The sequence below is a fragment of the Pseudomonas morbosilactucae genome, assembly GCF_023241665.1.
Lineage (GTDB): Bacteria > Pseudomonadota > Gammaproteobacteria > Pseudomonadales > Pseudomonadaceae > Aquipseudomonas > Aquipseudomonas morbosilactucae.
Map to the genome: position 1 here is coordinate 19,277 of NZ_JALQCX010000002.1, position 12,267 is coordinate 31,543.

The 12,267-nt window shown below is 61.6% G+C and carries 9 protein-coding genes and 2 pseudogenes; 5 read left to right on the forward strand and 6 right to left on the reverse strand.

Annotation, left to right across the window (positions count from 1 at the left end; translation table 11 throughout):
- Positions 1-15: 15 nt before the first annotated feature.
- The 5 genes and pseudogenes from M1B35_RS00155 to M1B35_RS00175 form a co-directional block, all read right to left on the reverse strand.
- A pseudogene (locus M1B35_RS00155) lies at positions 16-1,415 on the reverse strand (amino acid permease).
- 594 nt (positions 1,416-2,009) lie between these two features.
- On the reverse strand, positions 2,010-2,303 hold the full coding sequence (locus M1B35_RS00160; RefSeq protein ID WP_123335885.1) for a hypothetical protein: 294 nt from the start codon (positions 2,301-2,303) through the stop codon (positions 2,010-2,012).
- 132 nt (positions 2,304-2,435) lie between these two features.
- Positions 2,436-3,281 (reverse strand): amidohydrolase family protein, encoded by an 846-nt coding sequence (locus M1B35_RS00165; RefSeq protein WP_268260852.1) that lies wholly within the window; start codon positions 3,279-3,281, stop codon positions 2,436-2,438.
- Between the two features lie 28 nt (positions 3,282-3,309).
- The gene (locus M1B35_RS00170; RefSeq protein ID WP_268260853.1) at positions 3,310-4,599 is read right to left on the reverse strand and encodes an MFS transporter; all 1,290 of its coding nucleotides are present in this window, start codon (positions 4,597-4,599) and stop codon (positions 3,310-3,312) included.
- Between the two features lie 134 nt (positions 4,600-4,733).
- The gene (locus tag M1B35_RS00175) at positions 4,734-5,465 is read right to left on the reverse strand and encodes a GntR family transcriptional regulator (protein ID WP_268260854.1); all 732 of its coding nucleotides are present in this window, start codon (positions 5,463-5,465) and stop codon (positions 4,734-4,736) included.
- Between the two features lie 188 nt (positions 5,466-5,653).
- Between M1B35_RS00175 and M1B35_RS00180 the strand changes: the two genes are divergently transcribed.
- The 5 genes and pseudogenes from M1B35_RS00180 (at position 5,654) to M1B35_RS00200 (ending at position 11,664) form a co-directional block, all read left to right on the forward strand.
- Positions 5,654-6,538 carry a LysR family transcriptional regulator gene (locus M1B35_RS00180; protein ID WP_123335876.1) on the forward strand — a complete coding sequence of 295 codons (885 nt, stop codon included), beginning with the start codon at positions 5,654-5,656 and terminating at the stop codon, positions 6,536-6,538.
- 114 nt (positions 6,539-6,652) lie between these two features.
- Positions 6,653-7,515 (forward strand): annotated as a pseudogene (locus tag M1B35_RS00185) (amidohydrolase family protein).
- 53 nt (positions 7,516-7,568) lie between these two features.
- On the forward strand, positions 7,569-8,882 hold the full coding sequence (locus M1B35_RS00190; protein WP_268260855.1) for a dicarboxylate/amino acid:cation symporter: 1,314 nt from the start codon (positions 7,569-7,571) through the stop codon (positions 8,880-8,882).
- Between the two features lie 86 nt (positions 8,883-8,968).
- Positions 8,969-10,198 (forward strand): OprD family porin, encoded by a 1,230-nt coding sequence (locus M1B35_RS00195; RefSeq protein ID WP_268260856.1) that lies wholly within the window; start codon positions 8,969-8,971, stop codon positions 10,196-10,198.
- A 278-nt stretch (positions 10,199-10,476) separates the two neighbouring features.
- Entirely contained in the window at positions 10,477-11,664 is a 1,188-nt protein-coding gene (locus tag M1B35_RS00200) for a GAF domain-containing sensor histidine kinase (protein WP_268260857.1), read from the forward strand.
- Between the two features lie 19 nt (positions 11,665-11,683).
- Here M1B35_RS00200 and M1B35_RS00205 read toward each other — a convergent pair whose 3' ends face one another.
- The gene (locus M1B35_RS00205; protein ID WP_268260858.1) at positions 11,684-12,229 is read right to left on the reverse strand and encodes a DUF4303 domain-containing protein; all 546 of its coding nucleotides are present in this window, start codon (positions 12,227-12,229) and stop codon (positions 11,684-11,686) included.
- Positions 12,230-12,267: the final 38 nt, after the last annotated feature.

Here is a 12,267-nt window from a genome sequence, read left to right on the forward strand (position 1 = left end):
AAACGGCTGTGTACGCTAGAGACTGCTGGCCGGGTCGGCCTTGGCGGTGGCGTTGCTGCGACGGGCGCGAGACGCGCGCAACAGAGCGTAGGAGGCAGCTATTGCAGCAATCGCAAGCAGGCATTGCACAAGGCTGATACGCATCGTCGGGTCAAAGGCCATGCTGACCAGTACGGCAATAATCGCGGCAGTGACTAACAGCGGCAGCCAGGGATGGCCCCACATGGCAAACTTCAGCGTCCCCTCTGCCACCCATTTGGGGCGAAGCTTGATTTGCGACAGGCAGATAACCAGGTAGACGAACAGGAACACCGTGCCGGAGGAGTTGATGAGGAACTGGAATACGGTGTCGGGCCAGAGTGCCGCGATGACCACACATCCATAACCCACCAATGTCGAAGCAAGCACGCCACGTACCGGAACGCCCCTTTTGCTGACGGCAGCGACCCAGCGCGGTGCCTCATCATTAGAAGCAAGCACAAACAGCAGGCGTGACGAGGTGTACAGCCCGGCGTTCAGTACCGACAGCACTGCCACCAAAATCACCACGGTGAGCATGTCGCCCGCACCAGGAATGCCGATGCGTTCAAGGGTGGTCACAAAGGGGGACTTGCCTGGAACGATGTCCGTCCAAGGCTGTGCAACCACGATGAAAAACGTCGCCAATACGAAGAACACCAGAATCCGCACCATCACGGTATTCACAGCCTTGCGGATGTTGCGTGAAGGGTCTTCGGACTCGGCCGCGGCGAGGGTGGCCACTTCCACGCCGGTCATCGAGAAGATGACCACGACGACTCCGGTGAACAGCGACGCTACACCGTGGGGCAGGAATCCACCGTGCGCGGTAAGGTTGCTGAAGCTTGCGGTCGATCCCGGCCACAGGTTGAAGACATAAGCCCCCGCAACGGCCAGGAATACCACGATAGCCACGACCTTGATGCCGGCGAACCAGTATTCGGCTTCCCCGAACGAGTGCACCGACATCAGATTCAGCAGGGTCATGCTGACCATCAGGCCAAGGGCAATCACCCAGACCGGTACATCAGGGAACCAGCCATTGATGATCTGCCCGCCGACAACGGCTTCGAAGCGACGACGATGACCCAAAAATACCAGTAGAGCCAACCCGTCATGTAACCCGCCGGCCGGCCAAAAGCCATGCGAGCGTAGTCAACGAACGAGCCCTTTGAAGGATGCGCAGCAGCCATTTCACCGAGCATGCGCATCACGAGAGCAACGATGAGACCGGTGATGGCATAAGTGATAAAAGCGCCTGGACCGGTTGAAGCGATGACTGCGCTGGAGCCTACGAATAACCCTGCGCCAATGACCCCGCCGAGGGCCAACATGCTGATGTGTCGCGTCTTGAGTGCACGCTTCAAGCGCGGATCGTGTTCTGACTGAATAGGCATAGCTCGTCTCCTTTTGTTTTAGTAATCGACACTGCCTATTCGAAGGGTATGCACGTTCGACGAAGGTGAAAATCGTCATATTCCACACCACTGAACGTTCGACTATACAAATGTATGACGAGCAATTTTATGTGTAAGAGAACTGCTTAATTTCATCGGACGGGGAACTGTCGACATCAAAAGTCAGGACGACAAAACCGTAAGGGGCGGGGGGCAGAGTGAGTGTTGGAGCGTCGGATTCAACGCTGAGCTATGTGCTTTGGAGGACTGGGCAATCGGCCTTACCGCGGCCAAGCTCTTGAGATGAGCATCTTCTTCATTTTTAAGGAAAACTGGCCGAGCTCTGCCCTTGTAAGCAGCTGCTTTCAGCCAACAGCGGTCACCTTGTGAGTACGAAAGCCAGAGGCAATTTATTTCTTCGCAACAGTCGAGGAAGCTGCCGGGGCTAACAGATGCCGCTCAAGCCTCCTCAGTGCGCTGGATGGGACGAGGAAGACGTCGGCACGACGATGATGCAGGCGCATATGGCACCTTTTTATGGACCTCATTTCAAGGCTTGGAGGTCTCTACGAAATCCGGGGCGATTCACGCCCCTCAATCAAAAACAATCACCCCATACCACGCCGCAAATGCGCCTAATGCCACGGTATGGATAACCAGTAGGTTGCGCACGCTGGTCGGTCGACCGGAGACCAGCCAGTAAGCGATCACCAGCGGGTAGCACAGCAGGCAGGTCAGCCCTAGGGCGATGATCGCCAGCACCATTCTCAGGCCAGGGAAAAAACCGGGAGGGCTGGCCAGGCAGCCAACAAAAGCAATGCCGCCGAGGCTGGCGATAATGATCAAGAACGCAACGATTACGCGCTGCACATCACGTTGATTGTCCATAATTCTCTACTTTTCGTCCTTTAGCACCCGAGCTTGCGGGTGGCCATACTACCTTTCCAAGCGCTCGGTCAGTGTGGAAAGAAGCGCCAGCCAATGTAATCGCCCCTACCCCGCTCCGCGGCCTTTCAACGCCTAACCCCGCCCACCCTCAAAACCAAACAACACGCTCGGCGCCTCCACCAGCAGCGCGTGCCTTAATGCCGCCGAGCAGCCCAGCGCCGCCAGTTGCTCCACCACGCTGCCGAAACCGACGGTTGCTTCGTGTTGGGTGTGGGGCCAGTCGCTGCCCCAGACCAGCCGGCGCGGGCCGAAGCTTTGTACCAGCAGTGGCAGAGCCGCACGGGCAAAGTCGAGGTTCTGCGGGTCGGTCCCTGCCAGCCGATAGATGCCGGACACTTTCATCCACAGTTGCCCGCCCAGCCCCAATTCCAGCAGCTGGTGAAAGCCGGGTTGATCCAGGCCCAGGCGCGCATCCGGGCGGCCGAAATGGTCGATAACCAGCGGGCTGCCGAAGGGCAGCAGTTGGCGGACCAGCCCGGGCAAATCCTCCACGTGGCGGTGCAGCTCGATGTGCCAGCCAAGGGCGGCGATGTGACCAAAGAAATCCCTCCAGGCCGGGTCAAGCAGGTCGGGCAAGGCTTTGCCCATCAGGTTCAGGCGAACCCCGACCACGCCCTGTCGGGCCATGTCATCCAACACGCTGCGGCTGACGTCGCGCTCCAACACCACCACTGCACGCAGTTGCTCCGGCGCCTGCTGCAACGCCGCCAGCAGGTAACTGTTGTCGGTGCCGAGGAAGCTCGGCTGCACCAGCACGCCATGGCTCAAGCCGTGGTTTTGCAGATGCGTCAGGTACTGCGCAAGCATGGCGTCGTAGCCGGGGGTGTAACGCCGGGTGGCGGCCAGGTTCAGCGCACGGCTGAACACATGGGCATGGGCATCGATGCCGGTGATCGGCGTGGAACGGGTATCGGGCATGGGTTTCATCTATCGAAAGTAAAGGTCATCAGGCCGCGGCGCGTTCATCGCCATGGATGCTGGGCGACGCTGGTGGGGGGCTGGCTTCAAGGCTGCGGCCACGGGTTTCCGGCAGGCAGAGCGCGGCGATCACGGCCACGCCGTAGGCAATCCCGGCGTCGATGCCAATCGCCGACCCCAAAGACATGGAGTCGCTCATGTGCCCGACCAGGAACGGAAACACCGCCGACAGCACACGGCCAAAGTTGTAGCAGAAGCCCACCCCGGCCCCGCGCACGTCCGCCGGGTACAGCTCGTTGAACAGCGCCCCGAGGCTCGCCGGAATACCCGCCGCAAAGAAGCCCAGCGGGAACCCGAGGAACAGCATCTGAGTGTTGCTCAGCGGCAGGAACACATAACACTGCACGGTGACCACGCAGCACAGCGCGAACAACACGATGTTTTTACGGCGGCCAATGCGGTCGATCAAGAACCCGCTGACCACGCAGCCGCACCAAAAGGCAAAGATGATGACCGCCAGGTAGCCGCCGGAGTTCAGCACCGACAGGTTGCGCTCGGTCTTGAGGAAGGTCGGCAACCAGGTCATCACCGCGTGGTAACCGCCATGCGCGCCCAGCCCCAGCAGGCCGCCGAACAAGGTCACGCGAATCAGCTCCGGACGGAAGATGCCGCTCAGGGACTTGAAGAAGCTGTGTGGAATGACCTGTTCTTTTTGCAGGCGCTGGAAGCTGTCGGGCTCTTCAACGTTACGCCGTACCCAGATGATCAGGAACGACGGCAGCAAGCCGATGATGAACATCACCCGCCAGGCCATGTCTTGCGGCACGAAGGAATAGATCAGCGCAAAGATCCCGACCGCCAGGCCCCAACCCACCGCCCAGGCACTCTGGACCGTGCCCATGACCTTGCCGCGGTACTTGGGATTGATGGTTTCGGCCATCAATACCGCACCGGCCGCCCACTCCCCGCCAATGCCGAAGCCCTGCAACGCCTTGACGATCAGCAGTTGGTGAAAGCCGGTGACGAAGGCCGACAAGAATGTGAAGAACGAGAACCACAGAATCATCCATTGCAGCGTGCGCACCCGGCCGTAGCGGTCGGACAAGGTTCCGCCGACCCAGCCGCCAATGGCCGAGGTGACCAGGGTGACGCCGCTGATCAACCCCGCATCGCCCTTGGTCAAGGCGAACGCGGCGATCAACGCCGGTATCGCCAGGCCGAACATCTGTACTTCCAGTGCATCGAGCGACCATCCGCCGAAGCAGGCCCAAAACGTTTTGCGCTCCCGAGGAGTGACTTGGCGATACCAACTGAACATGGTTCTTATCCTTATAAGTGAAACGAGAGGCAGCCGAGAGCGAACCGCACCGCTGCTGGGCCAGTCAGGGAAACAACACGATAAAAACAGCGGCGAACGATTCGCCGCTGAGAGAGCCGCTAGCCGGGCACGGGTTAGCGAATGTCCACGCTGTAGCGGAAATGCTCGGCATGCCCGCGTGAACGGCGCCACTCCAACGGCGTACCGGCGTAGTCACGGGCCAGCCGCTCGATCACCACCACCGGGCTGTTGACCGGCACCTGCAGCAACCGCGCATGCAGGTCATTCACCGATTCGGCGGTCAGGGTTTCTTCGGCATAGGCCACCACCTGGCCGCAGACCTCTTCGTAGATCGGATAGAGCAACGGCCCCTGGCGATTCAGGTCGATCTCCAGCAACGCTTGAAAGCGGCTGCGCGGCAGCCAGATTTCTTCCGCGAGCACCGGCTGAACCTCCAGCAGACGCACCCGCACGATACGAATCACCGGCGCCTCCAGGGGCAGCCCCAACGCCTGGGCCACCGCCGACGGCGCCGTCACCGGCTCGATCGACAAAATCCGGCTCTCGGGCACCTGGCGTTCGCCCGCCGCAGTTTGAAAGCGGAAAAACCGGAACAGCGACGACTGAAACTGAGGCCGGCGAATAAAGGTCCCGCGACCTTGCTGGCGCTCCAGGATGCCCTCACTGACCAGCGCATCGACGGCCTTGCGCACGGTGCCCGTGGACAGCTGGTATTCCGCCGACAGCGCGGCCTCGGTGGGGATGGCCTCTCCCGGGCGCCAGCGGTTGTTGGCGATCTGCTGGGCCAAGTGGTCACGCAGGCGTTGGTAAAGGGGCAGGCGAACATCACTGGAGAGGGAATTCATCGACTTTATGCACCTTGCTATCTAGTCATCTATATGAATTTTGTGGCGAGTATTTGCCTCGCGCGCCTGGCTGTCAAGCAGGGTCAAGGGGCCTTGCTGACGAATGGTGGCCGCGTGTGGCTGTGTCGCCGGCGAAAGCGACGAAGAAAAAAACCAGTACCATGACTTTTTTCCCTCGCGAGCGGCTCATGGACTTAAAACAACTCGAATGCTTCGTACGGGTCGCCGAATTCGGCAGCTTCACCAAGGCCGCTGCCGTGTTGAACATTTCCCAATCGGTGGTCAGCCGCCAGGTCAGGCAACTGGAAGTCGAACTGCAAGAACACCTGCTGCTGCGCAATGGCCGAGGGGTGTTGCTGACGGCGTCGGGCCAGCGCCTGTTCGACCACGGGAAAGGGATCTTGCGGCAGGTGCAAGTGGCTCGCGAAGAGTTGCGCGAGCAGCGCGACACCTTGTCCGGCAAAGTGGTGATCGGCCTGCCACCGAGCATTTCCCGCTGCCACACCCTGGCCCTGGTGTCCGCCTTTCGTGAGCAGTTTCCCGGTTGCTCCCTGGGCATCAAGGAAGGTTTAAGCCACTCGATGCGCGAATGGCTGTTGCTCGGCCGCCTGGATTTCGCCCTGCTGTTCAACCCGGCTCTCAGCGCACAACTGCACTACGAGCACCTCCACTCCGAACCCCTGATGCTGATCGGCGCCAGCGCTTCGGACCTGCCGCACACCGTGCCCATGGCCGACCTCGGGCGCTATCCCCTGATCATTCCCAGCGAACCCCATTCCCTGCGGCGCTTGATCGAGACCCAGGCCTCGCGCCATGACTTGGCGCTGGACGTGTGCCTGGAAATCGACAGCATTCCGTCGCTGCTGGAGTTGATCAAATTGAACATGGGCTACGGCGTGCTGTTCCGCTCGGCCCTGGCCGGCAGCGACAGCCTGCCCGACGGCTTGAAAGCCGCGCAGATTGTCGAACCGGCCATCCCCACCCACCTGTTCATTGCCACCTCCAAGCAGCGACCGCTGACCCGCCTGGCCGAGAAAACCTTGGCGGTGGTTCGCGAAATCTGCATACCGTGACAACAGGCATGCAAAAACCGCATAACTGCTAGAACCCAGGCTCTGTTGTTCGACACGCTGGCAACCCTGACCATCAGCCATCGCTTTCAAACACAGACCAATAAGGGATACCTGATGAAAACTTGCCTGGCGCCGGACCCCAACCCCAGCACGCCCACCCACGCCCTGCCTGCGGGTGCCTGGGATGCCCACTGCCACGTGTTCGGCCCCGCCGCGCAGTTCCCCTATGCGGCCGACCGCAGCTACACCCCGCCCGACGCCCCCTATGAAACCCTGCGGGCGCTGCACGATCATCTGGGCATCAGCCGGGCCGTGATCGTCCAGGCCAGCTGCCATGGCAGCGACAACCGCGCAATGCTCGACGCCATTGCCCGCAGCGCCGGGCGCTACCGCGGTGTGGCCATCGTCGATGGCAGCGAAACCGACGCCCAACTGGCCAAGATGCACGCCGGCGGGGTGCGCGGGGTGCGTTTCAACTTTGTCGCACACCTGGGGGGCGCCCCGACCTGGAGGTTTTCGACCGCACCGTGGAGCGGCTGGCCCCGCTGGGCTGGCACCTGGTGCTGCACCTGGACGCGCAAGACATCCTGACCCACGTCGAGCGCCTGGAACGCATCCCCGTGCCGTTCATCATCGACCACATGGGGCGGATCAAGGCACAGGACGGCCTTGAACAATCGTCCTTCCTGGCCCTGCTCGACCTGATGGAAAATCCACTGGCCTGGGTCAAAGTCTGCGGTGCCGAGCGCGTGTCGGTGGGTCGTCGGCCCTTCGCCGACGCCATCCCCTTCGCCGAACGCCTGATCCAGGCCGCGCCGGACCGGGTGCTCTGGGGCACCGACTGGCCACACCCGAATATCACTCAAGACATGCCCAACGACGGTGGCCTGGTGGACCTGATGCTGGACTTCTGCAGCGACCCGGCCCTGCGTCATAAGCTCCTGGTGGACAACCCGCTGAAACTGTACGGCCGCTGACCGCACGACCCTTTGCCACACCTCCAACAATAAGATGGCAGTGAGTAACGCTAATGAACCCTATCCCTGTGACTGATCAGGTCGGAGCCCCGCCCCGGCCCAACGCCAAAACCAAGCAACCCTTCTACCGCGCGATGTATTTCCAGGTCCTGCTGGGGATCATCGTCGGGGTGCTGGTGGGGCACTTCTGGCCGGACTTCGCGGCAGACCTCAAGCCCCTGGGCGACGCGTTTATCAAGTTGATCAAGATGATCATCGGCCCCGTGGTTTTTTGCACGGTGGTGACCGGCATCGCCGGCATGCGGGACCTGAAAAAGGTCGGCCGGGTCGGCGGCAAGGCCCTGCTGTATTTCGAAATCATCTCCACGGTCTCGCTGCTGATCGGCCTGATCGGCGGCCACCTGTTCAACCCCGGCGGCGGCTTCAATGTCGACGTCAACACCCTGGATGCCAGGGCCGTGACCGGGTTCGCGGAAAAAGCCCAGCACCTGCACATGGTCGACTTCCTCATGGGCATCATCCCCAGTACCTTCACCCAGGCCTTCGCCGAGGGGAATGTGTTGTGCATCCTGCTGGTCTCGGTGCTGTTTGGCTGCGCGCTGTCGGCCATGGGCGAGAAAGGCAAGCCGGTGTACGAGATCATCGAAGGCCTGTCGGGGGTGTTCTTCCGCATCGTCCACATCATCGCCAAACTCTCGGCCGTGGGTGCCTTTGGCGCCATCGCGTTCACCGTCGGCACCTACGGTGTGGAATCGCTGCTGCCCCTGCTCAAGCTGATCGGCAGCTTCTACCTGCTCTGCGTGTTCTTTGTGGTGGTGGTGCTCGGCGGGGTCGCCCGGCTCTGTGGCTTCAGCATCCTGCGCTTCCTCGGCTACATCAAAGAGGAATTGCTGGTGGTACTCGGCACCAGTTCCTCTGAAGTGGTGCTGCCGCAAATCATGGACAAAATGGAGCGCCTGGGCTGCTCCAAACCGGTGGTGGGCCTGGTGATCCCTACCGGTTACTCGTTCAACCTGGACGGCACCAACATCTACCTGACCATGGCCGTGCTGTTCATTGCCCAGGCGTTGAACATCGACCTCAGCCTGTCCCAGCAATTGACCCTGGTGGTCGTGGCGATGCTGACGTCCAAGGGCGCCAGTGGCGTGTCCGGCGCGGCCTTCGTGATGCTGACCAGCACCCTGATGGTGGTGCCGATCGTGCCCGTCGCGGGCATGGTGCTGATCCTCGGCATCCACCGTTTCATGGGCACCGGGCTGGCCATGACCAACTTGGTGGGCAACGGGGTCGCCACCCTGGTGGTCTCCGCCTGGGAAAAAGAGCTGGACCGCGAAAAACTCGCCCAAGAGTTGGGCAACAAGGCTTAACCCCCTCCCCCCTCACTTCCCGTTAATCGAGTGCCTGTTCGGTCCTGTACCGAACAGCGCCTCGTCGTGCCAGGAACATAATAAAAATGAACCGTACCCTGTCTATCGCCCTGTTCGTACCCGGCGTCTGCTGCAGCCTGGGCGCGCTGGCCCAAGGTTTTATCGAAGACGGCAAGGCCAGCCTGGAAGCCCGCAACTTCTACTACAACGGCGACTTTCGAGACGGCGCCGGCGTTTCCAAGCGAGACGAATGGGCCCAAGGCTTCCTGCTGAACTACGAATCGGGGTTTACCCAGGGCACCCTGGGGTTTGGCATCGATGCCCTGGGCTATGCCGGCTTCCAGCTGGACTCCAGCCCCGACCGCACCGGCAGTGGCCTGCTGCCCCGGCGTGCGTCCGGCGAGGCGGCTGGCGAGTACGCCAAGGGCGGGCTGGCGGCCAAGGCCAGGCTTTCGAAAACCACCCTCAGCTATGGCATTGCACTGCCCAAGGTGCCGGTGCTGCAATTCAACGGCAGCCGCCTGTTTCCCCAGACCTTCCAGGGCACCCAGCTCAGTTCCGGCGACATCGAACACCTGACGCTGAACCTCGCCCAGTTTGATAAGACGGTCACCCCGGACTCCACCGACCAACGGGACATCGCCATCGCAACCAAGGACGGGCGTTATCGCGCCACCGGCATCGGCGAGCACTTTCGTTATGGGGGCGGCAGCTATCAGCTCACGCCGACCCTGAGCGCCAGCTACTACTACGGTGCACTGGATGACGTGTACCGCCAGCAATTCTTCGGCCTGGTTCACGCCACGCGCCTGGGCAGCGGCAAAATCACCACCGATGTGCGGGCGTTTTCCAGTCGCGAGATCGGCGCCGCAAAGGCCGGCGAGGTCGACAACCGCGCCTACTCCGCCGCCCTGGGCTACAACCTGGACAGCGGCCACAGCCTGCTGGCCACCTATCAAGTCATGCAGGGCGCCACCGGTTTTCCCTACATCAACAACCCCTACCTGCCCAACTATGTGCAATACCATGACTTCGGCAGCGCCGGCGAACGCAGCTGGCAACTGCGCTACGGCTACAACTTCGCGGCTTTGGGCATTCCCGGGCTGAGCTTCTTCACCGCCTACATCCGCGGTTCCGGCCTGGACAAACCCGGTGCAGAAAAGGAATGGGAGCGCGACATCGACGTCAGCTACGCCTTTCAAGACCGGCTCAAGGGTTTGTCCATCCGCCTGCGCAACGCCACCTACCGCAGCGATGATGGCCGCGACATCGATGAAAACCGCCTGATCGCCAGCTACGCCTTTTCGTTGTTCTGAACCCCGGCATCGGCACGCCCGGCGCGGGCATTGCCGCCACGTAATTCACACGCCACTCAGCCGAGTGGCGTGTTCGTTTTGCGGTCGCCACGCCGCTTGGCCGCGAAAAACAGGTGCACGTCTCCCGCCCCACATGGCATGTTGCATGCCGATTAAAATGTCGGACCCTGTCTTAATTCGCCACTAAACTCCCGTCCATATGCAGGCTGGCGGCAGCCCCTCTAAGCAGGAGAGCGTCGCCAGCGTCCCACCCTTTGCCAAGGTTTGAAGTCACGCCGATGCCCCATTCAGAAATTGCTTTAGACGTGGACGCGGTCCAGCGCATCGATGCCGTGCCGGTGATCCTCAGCCTGGTCAAAAACATCACGGGCATGCGTTTTGCCGCCGTGGCGCGGGTCACCGAGCAGAAATGGGTGGCCTGTGCGGTGGATGACTCCATCGACTTCGGCTTGAAACCCGGTGGCGAACTGGTGCTGGAATCGACCATTTGCCATGAAATCCGCCAGCACCGGCAACCGGTGATTTTCGGCCAGGCCAGTGCGCACCCGGTGTTCTCGCTGCATCACACCCCCAGGACCTACGGGCTCGAAAGCTATATCTCGATTCCGATCATCAGGGCCGACGGGGCCTTTTTCGGCACCCTGTGCGCCATTGATTCGCTGCCGGCCGAGCTTCAGGACGCAACCATCACCCAGACCCTGACCCTGTTCGCCCAACTGATCGCCATGAACCTGGACAGCCAGAACACCCTGGAAGACACCCAGGTGGCGTTGGCTGAGGCGCACAAACTGGGCAAGCTTCGCGAGCAGTTTGTCGCGGTCCTGGGGCACGACCTGCGAACGCCCCTCAGTGCCATTCGCATGAGCACCGACCTGCTGGAAAGCAAAGCCGCCGATAAGCGCTCGTTGAACCTGATTTCGGCCATCCGCAAAAGCTCCGCGCGCATGGGTGCCTTGATCGAAAACATCCTGGACTTTGCCCGGGGCCGGATGGGCAGCGGTATTCCGAGTCAACCCAGCCTGGTGAATGACCTGCAAGCCAGCCTGCAACTGAGCCTGGATGAAATCCGCGCCTCGAACCCCAGCGCCCGGATAGACGCCCTGCTAGACGTGCCTTCAGGCCTGTATTGCGACGTGCTGCGGGTCAGCCAGTTGTTCTCCAACCTGCTGAGCAACGCGGTCACCCACGGCTCGCGAGACACGCCGATCCAGGTCAGGGCGCTGATCGAAGACGGCCTGTTGACCCTCTCTGTCACCAACCAGGGCCCGCCGATCCCACCGTCTTTGCTGGCGTGCCTGTTCGAACCCTTCACCCGTTCGGAAGCGGGCCAGCAAGGCGAAGGCCTGGGGCTGGGCCTGTACATCGCTGCGCAAATCGCCGTGGCGCACAACGGCACCTTGAGCGTGACGTCGACGGAGCAAAACGGCACCTGCTTCATTGCCCGGCTGCCCGCCACCCAACCTTGATCACGGCGGTGCGCAGCGCTTACTCGCGCCAGGTCGCCAGCCACGCCTTGAACTCATCCACCGTGGCGGTCGAGTTCAGGCGAGTGATAATCGCCAGTTCCTCGGCCGGTTCCGGGTCACTGTCGGACACCGCAAACACCAGCAGGAAGTCATCGCCCCAAGGGGCGAATACGCCCTGGTTACGCAGGTTGTCCAGGGCCAGGACACAGGTCTGGTACACGCGCTCGCGGAACGCATCAAAATCGGGGTCGTCTTCGGTGGCCAGTACCCGCTCCCGCAACCGCGTGCAGATCTGCTCGATCTCGTGATCGGCGCCCTCGCCTTCGAAGTGCCATTCCGCCGGAGAAAACTTGTAGTACGCCTGGTCGTCGGGGTTTTCCGCCTGGTGGCGCTGCAGGTGGCTCAAGGTATTGATAGCGACGCAGGCGGTCATCGCATCGCCATCGCTGTACAGGGCAAAGCTGCAGAGGGTTTCGTCAGGGTGCTCACTGGCGATCTGCGCCAGGGCCACCCGTGCCGCGACCTCAAGGTCGGCCTGCAATTGAGCAAAATCAAAGTCGTTCATCCAGCCATTACTCCCTGTGGGCCAAAAAAAGAGCCGCC